This is a genomic window from Amycolatopsis camponoti, assembly GCF_902497555.1.
Taxonomy (GTDB): domain Bacteria; phylum Actinomycetota; class Actinomycetes; order Mycobacteriales; family Pseudonocardiaceae; genus Amycolatopsis; species Amycolatopsis camponoti.
Genome location: NZ_CABVGP010000001.1, coordinates 1380900 through 1403348 on the forward strand (window position 1 = coordinate 1380900; position 22449 = coordinate 1403348).

A 22449-nucleotide genomic window follows, 5' to 3' on the forward strand; every position below is an offset into this window, starting at 1 on the left:
CCTGGTGGCGACGCCGGGGCCGGTGGACCTCGTGACCACGCCCATGCGGCAAACTGGTCTCTCGCTGGTCCGCGCGGAGGGAGACGAACGATGGACGAGGTCGCCAAGGCCGTGGAGGAGTGCGCACGGGCGGCGAAGCTGGCCGCGCCGTCGCTCGCCGCCGCTTCCGCCGACGCCGTCGATGCCGCGCTGACCGGGATGGCCGAGCGGCTGCTCGCGCACCGCGACGAGATCCTGGAGGCGAACCAGGCCGACGTCGAGCGCGCGAAGGCCGAGGGGATGAGCGCCGGTCTGCTCGACCGGCTCACCATCACCCCGGAGCGGCTGACCGGCATGGCCGAGCAGCTGCGGCTGCTCGCCGGCGCCCCGCACCAGGAGCGCTCGGTCGACGTGTCGACCCTGGACGGCGGGCTGAAGCTGGTCGAGCGGCGACGTCCGGTCGGCGTGATCGGCGCGAACTACGAGGCACGGCCGAACGTGACCGTCGACGTCGCTTCGCAGCTGGTCAAATCGCGCAACGGCGGCGTGCTGCGCACCGGTTCGGCCGCGCTCGGGTCGGCCCAGCGGCTGCGCGAGGTCGTCATCGCCCCGGCGCTGACCGAGGCCGGCATCGACGCCGACTGCGTCCAGCTGGTGCCGCGGGTGGAGCGCGAGGCGGCGTCCGCGCTGGTGCGGCTGCCGAACCTGGTACCGCTGGTGATCCTGCGCGGCAGCGGCGACAGCACCCGGGCGCTGGCCACCGAGGCGGCCGTCCACGGCGTGCGCACGCTGGCCCACGCCGACGGCGGCGGCGTCCTGTACATCGACCGCGGGGCGGACGTCACGAAGGCGCGTGACCTCGTCTTCGCGAGCCTCGACCGCCTGGGCGTCTGCAACCGGCTGAACCTGCTCCTCATCCACGAGGGCATCCACGACGACGTCTGGCCGGGCATCGCCGACGCGCTGGCCGAGCGGGGCGTCACGCCCTCGCTGGCGCCGCATGAGCACGCCATCGGCTACGAATGGGCCCTGGACTCCGACCGCGAGGCCACCGTCACGGTCGCCAAGGTCGGCGATCTCGCCGACGCCGTCGAGATCGCCAACGAGAAGACGTCGGGCCTGGCGGCGGGCATCGCCACCGAGGACACGTCGGCCGCCGACGCCTTCTTCGACGGCTACACCGGCACGGGCGTCTTCTGGAACGCCCCGACCCGCCTCCTCGACGGCTTCAAGCTGCTCGCGGTCCCGGAAACCGGCATCAACCTGGACAAGGTCCCCGGCCCCCGCGGCCCGGTGACATACACGGACCTCTACGTCCGCCAGTACGCCGTTTTGCCCGCCTGAGCGGAAGACCCATGCTCGTGCCCGGGGACGCGACGGACGTCCGCCGCGTCGATCTCGTCCGCGTCGTGAACAGCTCCGGCTGGGGCGGCTGGGTGACCGTGCCCGGCGAAACGCTCGTGTCGGTGACCGGCGCGGCCGCGAGCGCGCTCACGGCGCTGGTCGCGGACCTCCCGGACGGCGAGATGATGCGGTGCTTCATCCCGTCGTACGCCCTCAGAGTGCACGGGTCCGCGGGCCTGCTGTGCGAGATCGCCTTCTGCTTCCGCTGTCACAACGCGCTCGTCATCGTCCCGGGGCGCGGCCGGAGCCGGCTCGACGGGTTCGACGCGGATTCGCCGGCCGGTCAGGACCTGCTCGCCCGGTTCCGCGCCGCGGACGGGCCGGGCGAAGCGACCGGCCACCGCCCGGCGTGACGTGCGGGCAGGGTCAAGACTCGGGCGAACAGGCCGTCGCTGCGAAATCGCCCGCACGTCGGGTGGCCGGGGGCCCGGCTAGATCGTCGGCCCCATGCTCGCGAGCCGGCGCAGCTCCTTCACCGTGTCCGCCGTGTTCGTCACCAGCTCGGTGCCTTCTCCGCCGTCGCCCGCGTAGCGGTAGATCGCCGTCGGGCCGTCGCTGATCGCGATCGCCGCCACCAGGCGGCCCTCCGGGTCGCGGGTGAGTCCGGTCGTCACCGACACCTCCCGGCCGACGGTGTCGACCGTGGTGAGCGTCCGCTCCTTGTACCAGCCTCGCATCGTCATGGTCAGAAAACTCCGAAGGGGGGAGGGACTCGACAGGGATACGTCGTGAGACGCCCGGACCGCGCGAGGTGTTACGGCATACTGGGCCGGGTGATCACCCGGCCGCACGTCCTGCTGTCCGCCGCGCAGTCGCTCGACGGCTTCCTCGACGACACCTCGCCCGAGCGGCTCGTACTGTCCACTGAGGACGATTTCGCGGTCGTGGACCGGTTGCGGGCCGAGGCCGACGCCATCCTCGTCGGGGCCGGGACGGTGCGGGCCGACAACCCGCGGCTGCTCGTGCGGTCCCCGGAACTGCGGAAATGGCGGCTGGAGCAGGGGAAGCCCGAACAGCCCGTCAAGATCACCGTCACCACCCGCGGCCTCGACCCGGACGCGCGGTTCTTCACCGTCGGGGACACCGAAAAGATCGTCTACGCGCCGCCCGGAGCCGCGGACGCGCTGAAGCACGTCGCCACCGTCGTCGACGCCGGAAATCCGGCCGACTTCTCGCGCGTCCTCGACGACCTCGGCGCGCGCGGCATCGGGAACCTGCTGGTCGAGGGCGGAGGCGGGATCCACACCCGGTTCCTCACCGAGGGGCTCGCCGACGAGCTGCGGCTCGCGATCGCGCCGTTCTTCGTCGGGCAGCCGGACGCGCCGCGGTTCGTCGGGCCCGGGCTCTACCCGCGTCCGCTGACGCTCGTCGGCGTGGAAGAGCTCCAGGGCATGGCGATCCTCCGCTACCGGGCCGCGGCCGAGCCGACCGGCCGGGACGTCCGTCGGCTGCGGGAAGCCATCGCGCTCGCCGCCGAGTGCCCGCCGAGCCACACCTTCCGGGTCGGGGCCGTCATCACCGACGCCGACGGCGAAGTCGTCGCGACCGGGCATTCCGGTGAAGGCGACCCCCTGAACCACGCCGAGGAAGCCGCGCTCGCCAAGTGCGCCGGCGACCCGCGCCTGGCCGGGGCGACGATGTACAGCTCGCTGGAGCCGTGCAGCCACCGCAGCTCCCACCCGCGCAGCTGCACCGAGCTCATCCTCGACGCCGGAATCCCGCGGGTCGTCTTCGCGTGGCGCGAGCCGCCCGTCTTCGTGGACGCCCGCGGCACCGAGCTGCTGCGGGACGCCGGGCGGCACGTCGTCGAGGTGCCCGCGCTGACCCCGGAGGTCCAGCGCGAGAACACCCACCTCGCCTTCTGAAACCGAAAGCCGGGCAGGCCACCGCGAGGTGGCCTGCCCGGCTCGCTTCGAAACGATCTAGCAGGCGCCGTTGTCGACCCAGACGCCCCATTCGCCGGTCGTGCCCGGCTCTTCGCCCTGGGTCCACCACTTCGCGGTGAACTTGTGGCTGTTGTGCTTGACCACGTCGTCCTTCACGTAGACCTTGGTGCGGTCCCATTCCGCCGCGGTGCAGGAGCCGCCGCCCGGGGTGGTCGGAGTCGTGGTCGGCTGGGTCGGCGTCGTCTGCGGCGGGGTCGCGCCGGCGAACCGGACGCTGAACTTCGTGAAGTCCCAGTCGTTCTGCGGGACGTTGCTGCAGACGCCGTTGTCGGTCGTCCCGACGCACGCGCGGTCGCGGTTGACCGACCAGAACGTGAAGCGGCCGAGGCCGTGGCTGGTCGCGTAGTCGTAGACCGTCTGGAAGTCCGCCGTGTAGAACATCTCGGAGGCGTCCGACTTGCCGTTCATGCCGGAGAAGCCTTCGTGCGAGTACGCGGTCGCACTGTCCCAGCCCATGTGCGACATCAGCAGGCCGTGCAGGGCCTCGAGCGCGGACACCTGCGACGAACCGCCGTTGAAGCCGCCGTCGAACGGCATGATCGAGAAGTTGTTGGGCGTGAAGCCGATCGACTTGGCCTGGTCGAGCAGCTGCGTGCCGAACCAGCCGGTGCCGGCCGCGGTGCCCGGCATGGTCACCGACACGAACAGGCCGGGGTTGTTGGCCTGCAACGTCTTCGCGGCGCCGAGCTCGTTCGCGATGGCCGCGGTGTTTTCGTACTCGGGCTCTTCGAGGTCGAAGTCGATCGCCTTGAGCGAGTACTTGCTGATGACCTGCTAGTACGCGGCGGCGGTCGCGGCCACGTTCCCGCAGGTCTGGCCGAGCTTCGTGCCGCCGTAGCCGCCGACGGACACCGAGACGTCGCCACCGTTGGCGCGGACCCGGGAGATCACGTTCGCGACGGTGGTGTCGGAGGAGACCGCGTTGGTGCCGTCCCAGGTCGGGCTGCAGCCGCCGCCGTTGGGCGCCAGGATGAACGCGAGCTGGAAGGCCTTGAGCCCGGTCGCGTTCATCACGGTGATCGGGTCCGGCGGATTGTTGCTCACCGGCATCAGGTACGGCGCCGCGGCGTACCAGTTGTTGCTCAGCGCCGCTGTCGCGGAGGGTGCGCCGATCACGAGACTCACAGCTGTACCGATGAAGGTGGCGGCGGCGAGCCCGACGGCGGCCAGTCTGCTTCTGCGCATGATCTGTCCTCCCGGTGGGGATCGAGGGTGGACAAACTATTGGACTAGACCATTGATGAAGTCAAGACGCGAAGGTCGGATAGGGGGAATCGACGGGTGAAAAGCGCCGCGGTGTCCGATATTCGTCCGAGAATGGCGCCGCGCGGGTGAGGATCGGGCGAAGCGAACGACGGAGAGCGCCGGAGAGTAAGGCGACGACCGTATCGGCGCGCGCTGAGGCGGGCTTCGATGGCGTAGCCGGGTAAGAAGGGGCGGAGAAACGGGCAAGCGCTCTTCAAGCCCGCGGCAGCGAAACGACGACCACCAGCCCGCCTTCCGGCCGCGCTGTCGCCGTCACCTCCCCGCCGTGCGCGCGCGCCACCGACCGCACGATCGACAACCCCAGTCCGGCGCCCTCCGCGGCCACCCGGGCGCGCCGGTGGAACGGGTCGAACAGGGCCGGCACCTCGGCCGGGGGGATCACGGGGCCGCTGTTGGCCACCTCCAGCTCCACCCGGCCCGGCGACGCCCGGGTCGTCACCCGCACCCAGCCGCCCTCGATGTTGTGGCGGAGGCCGTTCTCCACCAGGTTGTGCGCCAGCCGCTCCAGCATCAGCGCGTCGCCCAGTGCCGTCGCCTCGCCGAGGTCCGCCGAAACCTCCGGCGGCACCACGTGCGCCACCACCGCGGCCAGATCCACCGGGCACCGCTCGGTCAGCGCGCTCTCCGACCGGGCCAGCAGCAGCAACCCGCTGATCAGCTTCTCGTGCCGCGCGTTGATCCGCAGCAGCTTGCCGCCGAGCTGCCGGACGTCGTCGGAAGCCGTGCGGCGGTGCATCGCCACCTCGACCAGCGAGCGGTTGAGCGTCAGCGGGGTGCGCAGCTCGTGCGACGCGTTCGCGACGAACCGGCGTTGCGCGTCGAACGACCGGTCGAGCCGCTCGACCATCACGTCGAACGCGTCGGCGAGCGTCTTCACCTCGTCGTCGGGCCCGCGCACCGCGATCCGCGGCTGGCCGCCCGGGTCGGCGGCCGCCGCGATGCGGCGCGCGGTGTCCGTCACCTGCCGCAACGGGGCCAGCGCCCGGCCCGCGACCAGCCAGCCCAGCCCCGCCGCCAGCACCGCCACCGCGCCGAGTGCGATCGCCCCCTGCGTCAGCAGCGACGTCGCCGCCGCTTCGCGCACCTGACGCGCCTGCTCGTCGAACGTCTCCGGTGAAGGCAGCGACGGCAAGCCGGGTGGCCCGGTGCCCGCGAGGAACGTGACCCGCTGCCCGACCTGCCGCGTGAACAGCAGGTACGTGACGCCCAGCAGTGCGCCGCCCGCCAGCAGGAACAGGCCGCCGTAGAGCACGGTCAGCCGCAGCCGGAGGCTCACCGGAGCCGGTAGCCGACCCCGGTGACCGTCTCCACCAGCGGCGGGTCACCGAGCTTGCGGCGCAGTTTGAGGATCGTGAGCCGGACCGCGCCGGTGAACGGGTCCGCGTGCTCGTCCCACGCCTTCTCCAGCAGGTGTTCCGCGGACACGGCGGCGCCGTCGGCGCGCAGCAGCTCGGCGAGCACGGCGAACTCCTTTTTGGACAGGGGGAGGTACCGGCCGTCGCGGAACACCTCGTGCCGCGCCGGATCGAGCGTCACGCCGGAGCGGCGCAGGACCGGCGGCGCGGCCGGCCGGCAGCGCCGCCCCAGCGACTGGATGCGCGCGGCCAGCTCCGGAAAGGCGAACGGCTTGGTGAGGTAGTCGTCGGCACCGAGCGACAACCCGTCGACGCGGTCGGTGACCTCGACGGCCGCCGTGAGCATCAGCACCCGCGTCGCCGCCTCGGACGCCACCACCCGGCGGCAGACGTCGTCGCCGTGCACGACCGGCAGGTCCCGGTCGAGCACGACGACGTCGTAGTCGTGCACGGCGATCCGCTCGAGCGCGGCGCCGCCGTCGTGGGCGACGTCGACGGCGTGCGCCTCGTCGCGCAGCCACTCCGCGATCGCGTCCGCGAGCATCGGCTCGTCCTCCACCACCAGGACCCGCATGCCGCCATGATTGCCGCGCCGGTGTTTCCTCGCCGTTAGCGGCACCGGTAGAGCGTGTCCGCGCCGCCGAGGCGGACCGGGCCGTCGCCGGGGCCGGGCGCGGGACGGCCGCCGTACGCGGCGGGGTCGACGATCGCGCAGTGCCGCTCGATCCAGCGTCGGCGTTCGGCCTGGACCGGGCTCCGCGCCGGCCCGGGCGGTGTTCCCGCGCCGCTCAGCACGAACCGGAGCTTGCCCTCGGCGAGCCACTGGTCGAGCTGCGCGACCGACGGCGCGTCGTCGCGGCCGCCGAAGCCGCCCATGCCGATGACGGTCGCGTCCGAGTCGATGAGGAACGGCGCGACCGCGCCCGCTTCGGCGTTCACCGCCAGGGTGATCTCGGTGCCGTTCCGGCGGGCGTAGTCGAGGATGCGGCGTTGCTCGTCGGACAGCGTGGCCGTGCCGTCACCGCCGGAGAGCGTCAGCCGCGGTTGCGGTCCACCGGGTGACGTCGTCGGTGGCGGCGCGCCGGGGCCGGTGGCCGGTCCGGCGGCGGGGAGCGTCCCGGCGGACGTGCTCTGCGCGGCGTCGAACGACCACGCGGCAGGGGTGAGCAGCAGCGGAACCAGCGCGGCGACGAGCGCGCGTCGATGCGGCGCCACCACCAGCCAGGCGACGGCGACCGCCGCCGTGCCGATCACGGCCCACCGCGTCCAGCCGTAGAAGGTCGTGTCGCGCGAAGTCAGGACGAACGCCCAGGCCGCGCTGCCCGCGATGGCGACCGGGAGCAGGGTCCGCCGGTGGTGCCGCCACAGCAGCGCGAGCCCGGCGGCCGAGATCGCGGCGATCGCGGGGGCCATCGCCGTCGTGTAGTACGGGTGCCAGATGCCGCCGGCGAAGCTGAAGACGGCGGTCGTCACGAGCAGCCAGCCGCCCCAGAGCAGCCAGCCGGCGTCGCGCCACCGGCGGCCGAGGACGATCAGGACGAGCAGCGCGAGCGGCAGCAGCCAGGAGATCTGCCCGCCGACGAGGTCGTTGAACATCCGGCCCGGCCCGGGATCGCCGCCGAACGACGACATGGTCTGGACCCCGTTGCGCATGATCATCATGCCGCCGCTTTCGCCGTCGCCGGAGAGGCGGCCGAAGCCGTTGTAGCCGAAGACGAGGTCCCACGCGGAGCCGTCTTCGCTGCCGCCGGTGTACGGCTTGGCGCCGGGCCACCAGTCGTGGAGCGCGATCCACCAGAACGACGAGACGGCCAGCACCGCGCCGGCGCCGAGGAGGTCCAGGAGGCGGCGCTTGAGCGGCCCGCTCGTCCCGGCGAGGTAGGCGGCGGCGAGGGCGGGCACGATGATCCACGCCTGCAGCATCTTCGTCAGGAACCCGCAGCCGACGAAGAAAGCGCACCACCACAACCATTTCCGGCCGTCTTCGAGCGCGCGGGTGAGCGCGTAAGCGGCGGCGACCAGGAACAGGACGAGCAGCGTGTCGGGGTTGTTGTCGCGGTCCATGATCACGGTGACCGGCGTCAGGGCGAGGATCGTCGCGGCCAAGAGAGCGACGTTCTCGCCCGCCCACCGCCGGACGGTGCGGTGGAGCAGGAAGACGGTCGCGACGCCTTCGAGGACCTGCGGCAGCAGCAGCGCCCAGCCGTGGAAGCCGAAGATCAGCACGGAGAGCGCCTGCGGCCACAGGACCATCGGCGGTTTGTCGACCGTGACGACGCCGTAGGGGTCGAAGGAGCCGAAGAGGAAGTTCGTGAAGCCGCCGGTCATCGACTTGACGGCGGCGGAGTAGTAGGTGTTGCCGAGCTGGCCGTCGCCGATCTTCCAGGCGTACAGCACGGCGGCGCCGAGGCAGATGAGCGGAAGCGCCCAGGGGCGGGTCTTCGGAGGGGCGGCGGTGATCATGGCCGCCACCCAACTCCGGCCCGCGTTTCCCGGGCGTTTCCTGGCTACTCCGCCTCGAGGTCACCTTCCAAGGACAAGTAGACCTCACGCATGCGAGCCAGCAGCTCCGGGTCCGGCTCCGCCCACAGCCCACGGTCCGCGGCCTCGTTCAACCGCTCCACGATTCCCCGCAGCGCCCACGGATTGGCCTGGCGCAGGAACTCCTGGTTCACCTCGTCCAGCACGTACGACTCGGTCAGCTTCTCGTACATCCAGTCGCCGACCACGCCTGCCGTGGCGTCGAAGCCGAACAGGTAGTCCACTGTGGCCGCCAGCTCGAACGCGCCCTTGTACCCGTGACGGCGCATCGCCGCCAGCCAGCGGGGGTTCACCACCCGGGCGCGGAACACCCGTGCCGTCTCTTCACCGAGAGTCCGCGTACGGACCGCGTCCGGCGACGTGCTGTCGCCCACGTAGGACGTCGGGGCCGTTCCGGTCAACGCGCGGACCGTCGCGATCATCCCGCCGTGGTACTGGAAGTAGTCGTCCGAATCCGCGATGTCGTGCTCGCGCGTGTCCGTGTTCTTCGCCGCCACCACGATGCGCTTGTACGCGCTCTCCATGTCCTCGCGCGCCGGGCGTCCGTCGAGATCGCGGCCGTAGGCGAAGCCGCCCCAGACCGCGTACACCTCCGCCAGGTCCTTGTCGTCGCGCCAGTTTCCGCTGTCCATCAACGGCAACAACCCCGCGCCGTACGCTCCCGGCTTCGAACCGAAGATCCGCGTCGTGGCCCGGCGGGTGTCGCCGTGGGCGGCCAGGTCGGAAGAAACGTGGGCTCGGACGAAGTTCTCCGACGAAGGCTCGTCCAAGGACGCCACCAGCCGCACCGCGTCGTCCATCATGGCGATCACGTGCGGGAACGCGTCGCGGAAGAAGCCGCTGATCCGGATCGTCACGTCGATGCGGGGCCGGCCCAACTCCGTGAGCGGGATCGCCTCGATGCCCGTGACCCGCCGCGATGCCTCGTCCCACACCGGCTGGACGCCCAGCAGCGCCAGGACTTCCGCCGCGTCGTCGCCGGACGTCCGCATCGCCGACGTGCCCCACACCGACAGCCCGACCGACTTCGGCCAGTCGCCGTTGTCCTCGCGATAGCGGCGAAGGAGCGAGTCCGCCAGCGCCTGGCCCGTTTCCCAGGCCAGCCGGCTCGGGATCGCCTTCGGGTCGACCGTGTAGAAGTTGCGCCCGGTCGGCAGCACGTTCACCAGCCCGCGCAACGGCGACCCGCTCGGCCCGGCCGGGATGTACCCGCCGTCCAGCGCGTGCAGCACCGCGTCCAGCTCGGCGGACGTCCCCGCCAGCCGCGGGACGATCTCGGTGGCCGCGAAGGAGAGTACCCGCGCGACCTCGGGATCCGGCGCCACCGACTCGACCGCCGTGGCGTCCCAGCCGCGCATCTCCATCGTCTGGACGAGTTCCCGCGCCGTCTTCTCGACCGCGTCCACTTCGGACGTCGACGCGTCTTCCTTCAGCCCCAGCGCCGACCGCAACCCCGGCACCGCACCTTCGCGGCCGCCCCACATCTGCGACGCCCGCAGCATCGCCAGCACGAGGTTGACGCGCGCCTCGCCGACCGGCGCCGCGCCGAGGATGTGCAGACCGTCGCGGATCTGCGCGTCCTTGACCTCGCACAGCCAGCCGTCGATGTGCAGCAGGAAGTCGTCGAACTCCGCGTCGTGCGGCCGCTCGCCGACGCCGAGGTCGTGGTCCAGCTTCGCCGCCTGGATCAGCGTCCAGATCTGGGCGCGGATCGCCGGCAGCTTCGCCGGGTCCATCGCCGCGATGTTCGCGTGCTCGTCGAGCAGCTGCTCCAGCCGCGCCAGGTCGCCGTACGACTCCGCCCGCGCCATCGGCGGGATCAGGTGGTCGACGATCGTCGCGTGCGCCCGCCGCTTCGCCTGCGCGCCCTCGCCCGGGTCGTTGATCAGGAACGGGTACACCAGCGGCAGGTTCCCGAGCACGGCATCCGGCGCGCACGACGCCGAGAGCCCGGCCGTCTTGCCCGGCAGCCATTCCAGGGACCCGTGCTTGCCCAGGTGCACGACGGCGTGCGCCCCGAACTCCTCCTCCAGCCACCGGTACGCGGCCAGGTAGTGGTGGCTCGGCGGCAGGTCCGGGTTGTGGTAGATCGCGACGGGGTTTTCGCCGAACCCGCGCGGCGGCTGGATCATGATGATGACGTTGCCGCTCTGCAGCGAGGCCAGCACGATGTCGCCGTTGTCGACGTACAGCTCGCCCGGCGCCGGGCCCCAGTGCTCCTCCACCCCCGAACGCAGCTCCGCGGGCAGCGCGTCGAACCACGCCTGGTAGCGCGCGGCGGGCACCCGGATCGGGTTACCGGAAAGCTGCTCCTCGGTCAGCCACTCCGGGTCCTGCCCGCCCGCCGCGATCAGCGCGTGGATCAGCGCGTCACCGTCGGGCTGATCGGTTCCGGTCGGGTCGACGCCCGGGAACGCGTCCGCGCCCAGGTCGTAGCCCTGTTCGCGCATCCGCCGCAGCAGTTCGATCGCCGACGCGGGCGTGTCCAGCCCGACCGCATTGCCGACGCGAGAGTGCTTCGTCGGGTACGCGGACAACATCAGCGCGATACGCCGGGAAGCAGGCGGTGTGTGACGGAGGCGAGCGTGCGCCAGCGCGATGCGAGCGACGCGGGACGCGCGTTCGGCGTCCGGGACGTACCGGGGGAGGCCGTCTTCGTCCAGCTCCTTGAACGAGAACGGCACGGTGATCAGGCGCCCGTCGAACTCCGGGACGGCCATCTGGTTCCCGGCGTCGAGTGGCGAAAGGCCTTCGTCGCTCGCCGTCCACGTCTCACGGTCGCTCGTCAGGCACATCGCCTGCAGGATCGGGACGTCGAGCGCGGCCATCTCGGCGACGTCCCACGCCTCGTCGTCGCCTCCGGCCCCCACCTCGGACGGCCGCGTGCCGCCCGCCGCGAGCACCGTGACCAGCAAGGCGTCCACGGAAGCCAGCTCGGCCATCATCTCCGGCTCGCGCGTACGCAGCGAAGCACAGTAGATCGGCAACGCCCGCCCGCCCGCGGCTTCGATCTCGTCGGCGAGGACGTGGACGAAGTTCGTGTTCCCGGACAGGTGGTGCGCCCGGTAGTACAGGATCCCGATGACCGGGCCCGTGGCCTGCGAAGACCGCTCCAGGATGCCCCATTCGGGCTGCCGGGCGGGCGGCTCGAAGCCGTCGCCGGTGAGCAGGAGCGTGTCGGAGAGGAACCGGTGCAGCTGGGTGAGGTTCGCCGGGCCGCCCTGCGCGAGGTAGGCGTGGGCCTCGGCGGCGATGCCGGCCGGGACCGTCGAGAGCTTCATCAGCTCGGCGTCCGGCGTCTGCTCCCCGCCCAGGACGACGACGTGCGCGCCCGACGCGCGCAGCGTGTCCAGGCCTTCCTGCCAGGTCCGCGGGGTGCCGAGGATGCGGACGACCACGATGCGCACGCCGTCGAGCAGGGCCGGCAGCTCGGCGACGTCGATCCGCGAGGGGTTCGCCAGCCGGTACTCGCCCTCGGCCGAGCGCGCGCTGAGCAGGTCGGTGTCCGAAGTGGACAGAAGCAGGATCACGAGGTTCCTCCTCGGGGTCCGCGCCCCGGGTCGACGGTCGCGCCGGCCGGAGTTCCTGGCTCCCGGAGATCGCTCTCCGATGACAGTGGCGGGACCGCCCCGGACTCTCACCGGGTTCCTCCACCTGCCGACGCGTGGGTATCGGCTCCACTCTCCGGTGCCGGTCGAGGTGCGTCAAGGTGACGTTGACCGGCCCTCGGTAGCCTGGCGGCTTGGAAGCCTTCCTCCGTGACTTCACCGCGGCCCAGTCGAGCCGCGGGCCCTACCGCCGGGCGACCGCGGCCGAGCTGGCGGCCGCCGAAGCCGGGTTCGCCGCGCTCCTCGACCAGGCCCCGCACGACCTCGATGAGCTGGGCTTTTCCGTCGAAGACGGCAGTCTCGTCCGCCAGGAGCCGGACTCCGAACGGGCCTGGGGCCTGTACGCGCTCGACCGGTCCGCGCCGCCGTCACTGGTGGTCGAGGCGCCGCACGCTTCATCCGACCTGCGCACCGAGCTGATCGGCCTCGAGCTGTTCCGGCGCACCCCGGGCGCGATCCTCGCGGTCGGCGGCGCCCACCGGCGCCGGGAAGACCCCGCGCACGACACCGGGACCGTCTTCCACGTCGTCACCACGCTGCTGGCCCGGCGCGGCCTGCCCCAGGTCCAGCTGCACGGCTTCAACGACACCACGCTGATCTCGGCGGACGTCGTGGTCTCCGCCGGGGCCGCCGAAACCGGGGACGCCGCCCGCCGCGCGGCCGACCGCCTCGCCGACGCCGGGTTCCGGGTCTGCCGCGCCTGGGCCGAGCCGTGCCGGGGCCTGGCCGGGACGACGAACGTCCAGAGCCAGGCCGCCGGCGGCACGCCGTTCCTGCACGTCGAGCTCAGCCGGACGGTCCGGGAGACCCGGCGCGACGACGTCGTCCGCGCGCTCGTCGAGGCCGACCTGCGCAAGCCCTAGGCGGACTGCTCTCCCAGCCGCGGGAACGGCTTCGTCGAGAACAAGACCTCCAGCGGGACCTCGAAGAACTCCGCGATCCGCAGCGCCACGAACAAGCTCGGGCTGTACTCGCCGCGCTCCAGGTAGCCGATCGTCTGGTAGTGCACGCCCAAGGCCTCCGCCAGCTGGCGCCGCGAGATCGACCGCTCCGCGCGCAGCATCGCGATCCGGTTGTAGACGACCTCGCTCATGATTCACCCCACACGCTGCATGGCCTTCTCCCGCCGTTCGGCCACCGACGAACCCGCTTCCCGCCGCGCCATTCGGCGGAGCAGGACCGGGGCCAGTGCCAATCCGATCACGGACCACGCGACGAGCACGGCCAGGGTCGGCAACGGCCGCCACGACTGGCCGATCTCGACGACCACCGCGCTGTCGGGCAGCAGCGCCGAGCGCATCCCGAGGCCCAGCCAGTACATCGGGAACGCCTGCGCGATGCCCTGCACCCAGCTCGGCAGCGCCGTGATCGGGTAGAAGATCCCCGAGATCGCGCCCAGGCCCATGATCGGCAGCGTGATCAGCGCGATGGACCGCGGGCTGTTGGTGAGCGACCCCAGCGCGGCCCCGAGCGGCAGGGTCGCGACCAGTCCGAGCGCCAGCACCCACAGCAGGTGCACGTACGACCAGACGCCGTCCGGAGCCAGGGAATCGAACAGGAACAGGCACGGGACCAGCACCAGCAGGATCCCGGTGACCTGCGCCATCGCCACCGCCGTCGTCTTCCCGACCAGGTAGCCGAGCATGCCGTTCGGCGTCGCTTTCGCGCGCAGCAGCGTGCCGTCCTCGCGGTCGATGGCGAGGTAGCCCGCCGTGCTGTTCAAGCCGTTGAACACGATCCCGGCGCCGAGCACGCCGGGCACGGTCGCCGCGCCGAGCGAGAAGCCGGTGCCGGGCAGGGTCGCGTTCCGCATGAAGAACAGCGTGCCGAGGAAGAGCGCGACGAAGACGAACTGGCCGATGACGTCGTCCCGGTTGGTCCACGTCTGCTTGAACTCGATCCAGCCGCGGTCCAGCCCGGCTCGCAGGGCGGCGGTCCTGGCGTTCATCGCGCACCCGCTTCCTGGAGGCCGATCTCGGTTTCGCCGCCGGCTTCCGCGCGGTGCACCAGCGTCATGTAGGTGTCCTCCAGCGACGCCCGCCGGACCTCGAGGTCCGAGACGGCTTCGCCGTGCTGCTTGAACAGGTCGTACACGTACTTCGTCGCTTCAGTCGTCGAGTGCACGAAGCGCTGGCCGTCGATCGTCCAGCGGACCTCGGCCTCGCCGGAGATCCGGCGGGACAGCGCGTCGGCCGAGCCGTCGGCGATGATGCGCCCGCCGTTGAGGATGAGGATCCGGTCGGCCAGCTTCTCGGCCTCGTCGAGGTCGTGCGTGGTGAGCAGGATCGTGGTGTCGAGCTCGTCGGAGAGCCGGTGCACGAGGTCGTGGAACTCGCGGCGCGCCTCCGGGTCGAAGCCCGCGGTCGGCTCGTCGAGGAACAGCAGCTCGGGGCGCCCGACGATGCCGATCGCGACGTCGAGCCGCCGGCGCTGGCCGCCGGAGAGGTTCTTGATCTTCTTCTGCGCGTGCTCGGTGAGCCCGACGGCCGCGATCAGCTCGTCGGCGTCCCACGGCCGCTGGTGCGACGCCGTCGAGTACGGCGCGTAGTACCGGCCGAGGTGCGCGAGCAGCTCCCGGACGCGCCACTTCCCGTGGTCGCGCCACGACTGGAGCACGACCCCCAGCCGCGCCCGCCAGTCTTCACCGCCGTGGGCCGGGTCGATCCCGAGCACGCTGACCTCGCCGGCCGACCGCATGCGGAAACCTTCGAGGATCTCGATCGTTGTCGTCTTGCCCGCGCCGTTCGGCCCGAGCAGGCAGACGACCTCGCCTCGGTGGGCCTCGAACTCGACGCCGTGGAGCACGTCGTTCGCGCCGTAGCGCATCCGGAGCCCGCGCACGCGGACCACGGGGACAGCTGGATCTCTCATCTCGAACCCCCATCGAACTGGTGCGATCGAATGTAGCATACCTACTACATTCGATCAGACTTCTGCTGTGCCGGGAACTTGACCCGCGGTCATCCGGTTCGCCGGACATGGGTACTTGGCTGGGGCTGGCTCTGCCGGGCGGCGTCGTGATCCTGCTGGTCATGGCCGCGATCGAGCTGCGGCCGCGCAAGAACGGCTCCCGCTTCAAGGCGCGGCTCTCCGCGACCTACATCGAGGAGACGACCGCGTTCCTCTACGGCACCAAGCGGCGTGAGCTGGAACACCGGGAAACCATGTCGATGCTCGTCGAGCAGGACGCCGAAGGCGCGCCTCCGTGGCGTGACGTGGACCTGGACGCCGGAATCGCCAGGATCCGGCCGCGCGCGGACCCGCCGGAGCCGGAAAACCGCCAGCTACAGTGACTCCCATGCCGACCCCAGCGCGTGTGCGAGCCGACGCGTGCCCGGGTGTTTTCGCACCCCACGACGCCGCCGACGGCCCATTGGCCCGCGTCCGGCTGCCCGGAGGTGCGGTTTCCGCAGCGCAGCTGCGCGCGCTGGCGGATGCCGCCGAAGAGTGCGGCGACGGCGACCTCCACCTCACCTCGCGCGGCAACGTCCAGCTGCGCGGCGTCACCCGGCCCGGCCTCGCGGCGCGGCTGACCGACGCCGGCTTGCTGCCTTCGCCGTCCCACGAGCGGGTCCGGAACGTGCTGGCCTCGCCGTTGAGCGGGCTGCACGGTGGCCTCGCCGACGTCCGGGGGCTGGCCGCGTCGCTCGATGCCGTGCTGTGTTCGACGCCGGAGCTGGCCTCGCTGCCCGGCCGGTTCCTCTTCGCCTTCGACGACGGCCGCGGTGACGTCGCCGGGGAAGGTGCCGACGTCTGCTGGCGCGCGCTCGCCGCGGACGAAGGAACCCTGCTGCTCGCCGGGGGCGATACCGGACGTCGGGTGCGTCTCGCCGACGCCGTTTCCGCGCTGATCGAGGTCGCGCTGGAGTTCGGCCGGGTGCGCGGATCCGCCTGGCGCGTCGCCGAACTCGACGACCCCGCCTGGCGGGGGACGCCGGTGCCGCGGGGTGACGTCCCGGTGCCCGTCGGGATGATCGCCGGGGTCGCGGCGGGGGTCGTGCCGCGTTTCGGGCAGCTCTCCGCCGAGCAGGCCCGCGCCCTGGCGGAGTTCGGTCCCGCGCTGGTCACGCCGTGGAAGTCGCTGGTCCTGCCGGACGTGCCCGCCGACGTCTTCGAGCGGCTGGGCTTCGGGGGCGTGCCGCTCGGCACGAGCGCGTGCATCGGACGGCCCGGCTGCGCGAAGTCGCGCGCCGACGTGCGGGCCGACGCCGTCTTCCGGCCGGGCCTGCGCGCGCACTTCTCGGGCTGTGAACGGCGGTGCGGGAAGCCGTCGCAGTCCCATGTGGACGTTGTCGCCGAAGCGGATGGATATCGGGTCGACGGCCGGTGGGTGCCGTTCGACGAGATGGAAGGGAAGCTGTGATCGACTACCTGCGGGACGGTGCCGAGATCTACCGGCACTCGTTCGCCACGATCCGCGAGGAGGCGGACCTGGCGATCCTGCCCGACGACGTGGCGGGCCTGGCGGTCCGGATGATCCACGCCTGCGGCATGGTCGATCTGGTCGACGACCTGCGCTACACGCTCGACGTCATCGAGTCCGGCCGCGCCGCGCTCGAAGCCGGCGCGCCGATCCTGTGCGACGCGCAGATGATCGCCAGCGGCGTCACCCGGCGGCGCCTGCCCGCGGGCAACGAAGTCGTCTGCACGCTCTCGGACCCTTCGGTGCCGGGGCTCGCCGAGCGGATGGGTACCACGCGCTCGGCGGCGGCGCTGGAACTGTGGCGTGACAAGCTGCCCGGCTCGGTCGTCGCGATCGGCAACGCGCCGACCGCGCTGTTCCGGCTGCTGGAGATCCTCGACGAAGGTGTCGGCGCGCCCGCGGCGATCATCGGCGTGCCGGTCGGGTTCGTCGGCGCGGTCGAGTCCAAAGTGGAGCTGGCCAAGCGGGCACCGGCGCCGTACCTCGTGGTGCACGGCCGGCGCGGCGGCAGCGCGATGGCCGTCGCCGCGATCAACGCTCTCGCGAGCGCCGAAGAATGACCGGGACGCTCTACGGCGTCGGGCTCGGCCCCGGCGACCCGGAACTGATGACGGTCAAGGCGGCCCGGCTGATCTCCGAAGCGTCGGTGATCGCCTACCACTGCGCACGGCACGGGCGCAGCATCGCGCGGTCGGTGGCCGAGCCGTACCTGCGCGAGGGGCAGGTCGAGGAGAAACTCGTCTACCCGGTCACGACCGAGACGACCGACCACCCCGGCGGTTACGAGGGCGCGATCGCGGACTTCTACGAGCTGAGCGCGAAGCGGCTCGCCGAGCACCTCGACGCGGGACGCGACGTCGTCCTGCTCTGCGAAGGCGACCCGTTCTTCTATGGCTCGTACATGTACATGCACGAACGGCTTTCCGGCCGGTTCGAGGCGGTCGTCGTGCCCGGTGTGACGTCGGTGAGCGCGGCGTCGGCGGTGCTCGGCCGGCCGCTGGTGCAGCGCGACGAGGTGCTGACCGTGCTGCCGGGCACGTTGCCGGCGCCGGAGCTGGCCCGGCGGCTCGCGGACACCGACGCGGCGGCGGTGCTGAAGCTCGGCCGCACGTTCGGCTCGGTGCGGGAGGCGTTCGAAGAGGCCGGGAAGCTGGACGACGCCGTCTTCGTCGAGCGCGCGACCTGGGGACAGCAGCGGATCGAGCCCCTCGCTTCGGTCGATCCTTCGACGGTGCCTTACTTTTCGCTGGCTTTGCTGCCTTCGCCGGCTTATGCGTCCCGGGTTTCGCCTGCGCCCGTTCCTGCCCTGGTTGCCGAGGGTGCGGGCGAGGTCGTCGTGGTCGGGCTCGGCCCGGCCGGTCCGGAGTGGCTGACGCCGGAGGCCGCGGCGGAGCTTTCGGCCGCCGAGCACGTCGTCGGGTACGGGCCGTATGTCGCGCGCGTGCCGCAGAAAGCGGGGCAGCAGCGGCACGCGTCGGGAAACCGCGTCGAGGCGGACCGGGCTCGGGATGCGTTGTCCCTGGCCGCTTCGGGCGCCCGGGTGGCGGTCGTTTCCTCGGGTGACCCGGGGGTGTTCGCGATGGCGTCGGCGGTGCTGGAGCAGGTGTCGTCGGGGCACGGCACGGGTGTCCGGGTGCGGATCGTCCCGGGGGTGACGGCCGCGCAGGCGGCGGCGTCCCGCGTCGGCGCGCCGCTCGGGCACGACTACTGCGTGCTGTCGCTGTCGGATCGCCTGAAGCCGTGGGAGATCATCGAGAAGCGCCTGGACGCGGCGGGCGCGGCGGACCTGGTGCTGGCGCTGTACAACCCGGCGTCGCGGTCCCGGACGACTCAGCTGGCCGACGCTCGGAACGTGCTGCTCCGCCATCGCGCGCCATCGACGCCGGTGGTCGTCGCGCGGGACGTCGGCGGCCCGGAGGAGGACATCCGCGTCACGACGCTGGGCGATCTCGATCCGTCCACAGTGGACATGCGCTGCCTGCTGATCGTGGGTTCGTCGAAGACCCGCGCCGAGAACGGCGTGGTGTGGACTCCGCGCAGCTATTGACGGCCGAGTCCGCCTTGCACCGCCGGGCGGTCCTGGCGGGCGAGGCGGCGTCGGCCGCGAAGGTACCCGGCCGCTTCCGGGCGTGGGAGCGCACGGGTTTGCTGGCGGTGCTGGCGACCGACCCCGCGCTCGCGTACCTGTCGACGGTGACCGGGGTGACGCCGGAGACGCTGCCCGAGGTCGCCGGTTTGCTGCGTTCGCCGGAGTGGGACGGCATACGCCCGGCCGTCGTCGCCCCGGCGGGGCTGCCGGTTCCTGGCCTGGCCCCGGCGGGCGACCGGTTCCTGGCCGTCCGCCGGCTCGAGCCCGGGTCGGCTCCGCCGCCGGAAACGGTCGACGCGGAGGTCTTCCTGCGCGTCCTGCTGGCCGGGTTCGAGGTGAGCGGGCCGATCGCGGAGTACATGGCCGCGGAACACCGCCTCCCGATCATGCGGCGCTTTCTGCTGCGGGAAGGGGAGACACCGATCGCGGCCGCGGGCATGACGATCGACGCCGGGGTCGCGATCCTGGGGGCGGCGTCGACGTTGCCGGAGCACCGCGGCCGGGGCGCGCAGCCGAAGTTGCTGCGCCGCAGGCTCGAAGCGGCGGCCGCGGAGGGCTGCACCCTGGCGGTCGCGACGGCCCGCCCGGGCTCGCCGAGCGTGGCCAACCTGGAGCGGGCGGGGTTCCGCCTCCACCGCCGGACGGCGTGGACCAAGCCTTAGCGAGGCTGCCGCGGCTGGTCGTGAGTGAGAAACCGGGTTAGAACACTGTTTCTCACTCACGACGGGTCAGCGGGTCGGGTCCTTGCCGTTGGGCTGGCTCGGGCCCGGGCCCGGGGACCACCACCCCGGCACGGTCTTCTCCCCGTGCACCACCGTCGGCGCGATGCCTTCGGTGAACGGCTCGATCTGCAGCAGCTGGCCCCACGACTGGCTCGGCTGCCCGATCAGGTAGCTCGGCACCTCGGGCTCCTCGGCCAGCTCCTCCAGCCACCCGATCGGCCCGCCGTTGGTCGACGACGCCCACTCCGCCTCGTCCGCCAGGCCGCCGGCCGTGATGCGGTACTCCGGGACCTGCGAGATCCCGTCGTGGGACGTCACCGGCTGCGCGCACGGGTAGACGAACGACGCCGGCCAGTCGATGTACACCGGCTTCGAGCCGATCTTGTCCGTCAGCGTCGTGAACGTCGGGACACGCGGGGCCGATGCCGCGATCCAGCCGTCCTCCGTCAGGTCGTTGTCGACGATGTTGATGCGGACCGCGTTCGTCTCCGCCGGGAGGTCGCGCAGGTTGATGCGGGTGTCGTTCCAGCCGCCCGTGCCCGAGCCCGGCGGGAGCACGAACTGGCTGCGCAGCACCTTCACGCCCTCCGGCGTGTTGACGCCGTAGTCGAGGCTCACCGACGTCGGGCGGCGGGCCTCGCCGGCCGTGGCCACCACGATCTGGCCGTCCGCCGGCTTCTCCGTCAGCGCGTACCAGTCGCTGCGCAGGCGTCCCGCGCGCGTCTCCTGGTCGAGGTAGCTCGACCACATCGGCACGGTCTCCGGGGTGAACCCGTGCGGCGGTTCGGCCAGCGGGTCCTTGTCGTCGACGGCGCGCATGTGGAAGCCGGTCTGGACGCGGCCGTTGTCCTGGTCGGGGTTCGGCAGCGGGGACTCCGGCTCCTTGGGCTTCTCCGCGACCGTCCGCTGCTCGGACTGCGGGTGCAGGATGCTCGTCGCCGCGTCGCGCTCCACCATGACGTGGTCGGAGAGGTTGCAGCTCTTGCCGAACAGGTGCCCGACGTTGGCCGCGCCCAGGCTGTAGCTGCCGGCCTGGTTGTGGATCGCCCAGGCCATCGTGACGAACTCGCCCGCCGCCACCAGGCCGCAGACCACCACCAGGGACAGCGACCCGAGCCGCAGCGCGCGCAGCCTGCCTTCCTGGGGCTGGGCCGGCAGCCCCGGCCGGTGCGCGCGGACGTTCTCCACGAACGCGTAGATCCCCGCGACGGCCGCCGCCACCAGCAGGATCGTCGACAGCGGGATGCCACCGACCGACGGCGCCACGTTCGTCCACTGGACGCCGAGGCGCGAAACGAACCAGTACGTGTTCGGCCCGGTCGCGGCGAGCGCGGCGACCACCAGCAACGCGGCGAGGAAGGCCGCGCGGTTGCGTTTCGACCGCAGCACCGTCGAGCTGGTCGCGAGCGCGGCCAGCGCCGCCATCGACGCGCCGACCGCGGCGAACGCGCCGAAGTGGTGCGTCCACTTCGTCGGCGTCAGGGCCAGGAGCAGGAAGAACACCGCCGTCGTGCCGATCAGGCGGCGGGCCGGGCCGAGCGACGCGCCGGGGATGCGGCCGCGGCGCAGCAGCATCACCAGGCAGGTGGCGGTGCACAGCACGACCAGCAGCACCGGGAACCGGCGCGGCGCCGAGCCGTCCGGCAGGTCCGCGAAGAGCAGCTGGTAGCGCGCGAGCTCTTGGAACCACGACAGGTTCGGGCCCACCTGGGTCCGGATCCGGGTCGCCTCCTGCACGGTCGCGAACGTCTGGTCGGCGAACACCACGACCAGCACCAGCAGCCCGGCCGCGGCGACCGGCGCGAGCACCGGCAGCCAGCCGTTTTCGTTGGCGCGCTGGCGGATCAGCTTGAACAGCGGGCGCGCGGCGACCAGGAACGGCGCCACCGCGATCAGCCCGGTCGGCGTCGCGGCCAGGGTGAACCCGGCCGCGGTCAGGCCGAGGCACAGGGGCAGCAGCCGCCGCGTCACCAGCGTGCGCTCCACCGCGCAGATCGCCAGCAGCGAGCCGAGCGCGGCCACCGGTTCCGGGCGGACGCCGTTGTTGTAGGGCATCCACCAGATCAGGAACACCGTCGCCGCGGCCCAGCTGGCCGGGCGGCTGGTGCGGATCTGGGTGCCGAGGCGCGGCATCACCTCGCGGCTGATCAGCAGCCAGCTGAGCACGCCGAGCAGGAACGACGGCAGCCGGATCCACGGCGGCACCACGCTGACGTGCGCCATCAGCTCGAACACGTGGTAGAACCAGCCGAACGGCGCCTCGGCGACGCCGAACCAGCGGTGGTAGTTCGTGAGGAACCCGGTCTGCTCGGTGACCCGGGCCATCGTCAGGATGTAGCCGTCGTCCGAGGTCACCGGCCCGATGAAGACCCACGCGCCGAGCGCGATGATCACCGTGGCGTCCCGCATCGTCAGCCGCCACCAGCCGACCGGCGCCCAGCGCGGCGCGCGTCTCGCGGAGCCGGAGTCGCGGCGCCAGACCGCGATCATGCAGCCGATCAGCGACAGGATCGCGAGTACGCCGACGCCGATCTTCAGCGCGGTCGGCGACGTCTGGTAGCGCGTGTCCGGCACGACCGAGACGTGCAGGCCGGCGATCGGGTCCTTGCTCGAGTTGATCGAGGAGTAGATGCCGACCACGCGGGGCCGGACGTCGCCGCCGGCGTGGAAGATCGGCGTCCCGGCCACGGCGAGGGTCATCTGCGTCGCGTCGACGTCCAGCTCGACGTCGCACTTCTCGGCGGGCAGCGGCTGCTGGGCGATCTGCTGGCCCTGGCTGGAAGCGAGCAGCACGCCGTTGTCGACGCGCAGCTGCAGGCCGACGCCCTTGCCGGACTTCGGGTCGGTGCGGCCGTCCGGCACGGTGGCGAAGAGCAGGCCGGGACCGCCGGTGCGGGCGTCCACCGAGCGGATGGCCGCGCACGGCAGCTCGGCGCGCAGGTCCTGGGCCCAGTACCCGGTCAAGGGCGCGTTGACGGAGCGGGTGTCGCTGCCGGTCGGCCAGACGACCTCCGCCGTGTCCTGCACCACCGGCAGGAAGGGGAAAGCCAGCGCGCACAAGGCCGAGAGCAGCCCCAGCGCTACGGCAATCAGACGCATCGGCGCAACGCTAACGG

General features: G+C 72.1%; 21 protein-coding genes and 1 riboswitch. Of the genes, 10 read left to right on the top strand and 11 right to left on the bottom strand.

What is annotated here, in order from left to right; all coding sequences use genetic code 11:
* Positions 1 to 90: 90 nt before the first annotated feature.
* Together AA23TX_RS06735 and AA23TX_RS06740 are read left to right on the top strand one after the other, a co-directional pair.
* Positions 91 to 1323 (top strand): aldehyde dehydrogenase family protein, encoded by a 1233-nt coding sequence (locus tag AA23TX_RS06735; RefSeq protein WP_155541703.1) that lies wholly within the window; start codon positions 91 to 93, stop codon positions 1321 to 1323.
* 11 nt (positions 1324 to 1334) lie between these two features.
* Positions 1335 to 1736, top strand: a complete 402-nt coding sequence (locus tag AA23TX_RS06740) for a hypothetical protein (RefSeq protein WP_155541704.1) — start codon at positions 1335 to 1337, stop codon at positions 1734 to 1736.
* Between the two features lie 78 nt (positions 1737 to 1814).
* Here the strand turns inward: AA23TX_RS06740 and AA23TX_RS06745 are convergent, their stop codons facing one another.
* Complete coding sequence (locus tag AA23TX_RS06745) at positions 1815 to 2066, bottom strand: hypothetical protein (protein ID WP_155541705.1); 252 nt, start codon at positions 2064 to 2066, stop codon at positions 1815 to 1817.
* 90 nt (positions 2067 to 2156) lie between these two features.
* Here AA23TX_RS06745 and AA23TX_RS06750 point away from each other — a divergent pair, with 90 nt between their 5' ends.
* The gene (locus AA23TX_RS06750) at positions 2157 to 3248 is read left to right on the top strand and encodes a dihydrofolate reductase family protein (protein WP_155541706.1); all 1092 of its coding nucleotides are present in this window, start codon (positions 2157 to 2159) and stop codon (positions 3246 to 3248) included.
* Positions 3249 to 3305: 57 nt separating this feature from the next.
* On the opposite strand, the gene AA23TX_RS49975 is transcribed toward AA23TX_RS06750, so the two are convergent.
* Positions 3306 to 3959 (bottom strand): carbohydrate-binding protein, encoded by a 654-nt coding sequence (locus AA23TX_RS49975; protein ID WP_230862377.1) that lies wholly within the window; start codon positions 3957 to 3959, stop codon positions 3306 to 3308.
* Here AA23TX_RS49975 and AA23TX_RS49980 point away from each other — a divergent pair.
* On the top strand, positions 3958 to 4107 hold the full coding sequence (locus AA23TX_RS49980; protein WP_230862378.1) for a hypothetical protein: 150 nt from the start codon (positions 3958 to 3960) through the stop codon (positions 4105 to 4107). The genes AA23TX_RS49975 and AA23TX_RS49980 overlap by 2 nt on opposite strands.
* Here the strand turns inward: AA23TX_RS49980 and AA23TX_RS49985 are convergent.
* The 5 genes from AA23TX_RS49985 to cobN form a co-directional block, all read right to left on the bottom strand.
* Entirely contained in the window at positions 4104 to 4514 is a 411-nt protein-coding gene (locus AA23TX_RS49985; protein ID WP_230862379.1) for a glycoside hydrolase family 18 protein, read from the bottom strand. The genes AA23TX_RS49980 and AA23TX_RS49985 overlap by 4 nt on opposite strands.
* A gap of 274 nt (positions 4515 to 4788) precedes the next feature.
* Entirely contained in the window at positions 4789 to 5871 is a 1083-nt protein-coding gene (locus AA23TX_RS06760) for a sensor histidine kinase (RefSeq protein WP_155541707.1), read from the bottom strand.
* Positions 5868 to 6524 (bottom strand): response regulator transcription factor, encoded by a 657-nt coding sequence (locus AA23TX_RS06765; protein ID WP_155541708.1) that lies wholly within the window; start codon positions 6522 to 6524, stop codon positions 5868 to 5870. The genes AA23TX_RS06760 and AA23TX_RS06765 overlap by 4 nt, the downstream gene beginning before the upstream one ends.
* Positions 6525 to 6559: 35 nt before the next feature.
* The gene (locus AA23TX_RS06770; RefSeq protein ID WP_155541709.1) at positions 6560 to 8413 is read right to left on the bottom strand and encodes an ArnT family glycosyltransferase; all 1854 of its coding nucleotides are present in this window, start codon (positions 8411 to 8413) and stop codon (positions 6560 to 6562) included.
* Between the two features lie 44 nt (positions 8414 to 8457).
* Complete coding sequence (cobN, locus tag AA23TX_RS06775; RefSeq protein ID WP_155541710.1) at positions 8458 to 12021, bottom strand: cobaltochelatase subunit CobN; 3564 nt, start codon at positions 12019 to 12021, stop codon at positions 8458 to 8460.
* Positions 12022 to 12052: 31 nt separating this feature from the next.
* Positions 12053 to 12164, bottom strand: a riboswitch (cobalamin riboswitch).
* A gap of 69 nt (positions 12165 to 12233) precedes the next feature.
* Between cobN and AA23TX_RS06780 the strand changes: the two genes are divergently transcribed.
* Complete coding sequence (locus AA23TX_RS06780; protein WP_155541711.1) at positions 12234 to 12962, top strand: hypothetical protein; 729 nt, start codon at positions 12234 to 12236, stop codon at positions 12960 to 12962.
* Here the strand turns inward: AA23TX_RS06780 and AA23TX_RS06785 are convergent.
* Genes AA23TX_RS06785 through AA23TX_RS06795 form a run of 3 tightly spaced genes read right to left on the bottom strand, consistent with a single transcriptional unit; the run spans position 12959 to position 14970 of the window.
* Positions 12959 to 13192 carry a helix-turn-helix transcriptional regulator gene (locus AA23TX_RS06785; RefSeq protein WP_155541712.1) on the bottom strand — a complete coding sequence of 78 codons (234 nt, stop codon included), beginning with the start codon at positions 13190 to 13192 and terminating at the stop codon, positions 12959 to 12961. The two genes, AA23TX_RS06780 and AA23TX_RS06785, sit on opposite strands and share 4 nt — an antisense overlap.
* Before the next feature lie 3 nt (positions 13193 to 13195).
* Positions 13196 to 14047, bottom strand: a complete 852-nt coding sequence (locus tag AA23TX_RS06790; RefSeq protein WP_155541713.1) for an ABC transporter permease — start codon at positions 14045 to 14047, stop codon at positions 13196 to 13198.
* The gene (locus AA23TX_RS06795) at positions 14044 to 14970 is read right to left on the bottom strand and encodes an ABC transporter ATP-binding protein (RefSeq protein ID WP_155541714.1); all 927 of its coding nucleotides are present in this window, start codon (positions 14968 to 14970) and stop codon (positions 14044 to 14046) included. Before AA23TX_RS06795 ends, AA23TX_RS06790 begins: the two co-directional genes overlap by 4 nt.
* A gap of 107 nt (positions 14971 to 15077) precedes the next feature.
* Between AA23TX_RS06795 and AA23TX_RS06800 the strand changes: the two genes are divergently transcribed.
* The 5 genes from AA23TX_RS06800 to AA23TX_RS49990 are packed head-to-tail and all read left to right on the top strand — an operon-like array spanning position 15078 to position 19273.
* Positions 15078 to 15392, top strand: coding sequence for a DUF6191 domain-containing protein (locus AA23TX_RS06800; protein ID WP_155541715.1), 315 nt, complete (start codon positions 15078 to 15080; stop codon positions 15390 to 15392).
* Positions 15393 to 15397: 5 nt separating this feature from the next.
* Positions 15398 to 16462, top strand: coding sequence for a ferredoxin-like domain-containing protein (locus AA23TX_RS06805; RefSeq protein ID WP_155541716.1), 1065 nt, complete (start codon positions 15398 to 15400; stop codon positions 16460 to 16462).
* Positions 16459 to 17082: a precorrin-8X methylmutase gene (locus tag AA23TX_RS06810; RefSeq protein ID WP_155541717.1), complete on the top strand. Its 624-nt coding sequence runs from the start codon at positions 16459 to 16461 to the stop codon at positions 17080 to 17082. The genes AA23TX_RS06805 and AA23TX_RS06810 overlap by 4 nt, the downstream gene beginning before the upstream one ends.
* Positions 17079 to 18569, top strand: a complete 1491-nt coding sequence (locus tag AA23TX_RS06815; protein WP_155541718.1) for a precorrin-2 C(20)-methyltransferase — start codon at positions 17079 to 17081, stop codon at positions 18567 to 18569. Before AA23TX_RS06810 ends, AA23TX_RS06815 begins: the two co-directional genes overlap by 4 nt.
* A complete protein-coding gene (locus tag AA23TX_RS49990; RefSeq protein WP_230862380.1) occupies positions 18548 to 19273 on the top strand; it encodes a GNAT family N-acetyltransferase in 726 nt (241 codons plus the stop codon). The genes AA23TX_RS06815 and AA23TX_RS49990 overlap by 22 nt, the downstream gene beginning before the upstream one ends.
* 66 nt (positions 19274 to 19339) lie before the next feature.
* On the opposite strand, the gene AA23TX_RS06825 is transcribed toward AA23TX_RS49990, so the two are convergent.
* Complete coding sequence (locus AA23TX_RS06825; protein ID WP_155541719.1) at positions 19340 to 22432, bottom strand: arabinosyltransferase domain-containing protein; 3093 nt, start codon at positions 22430 to 22432, stop codon at positions 19340 to 19342.
* Between the last annotated feature and the right edge of the window lie 17 nt (positions 22433 to 22449).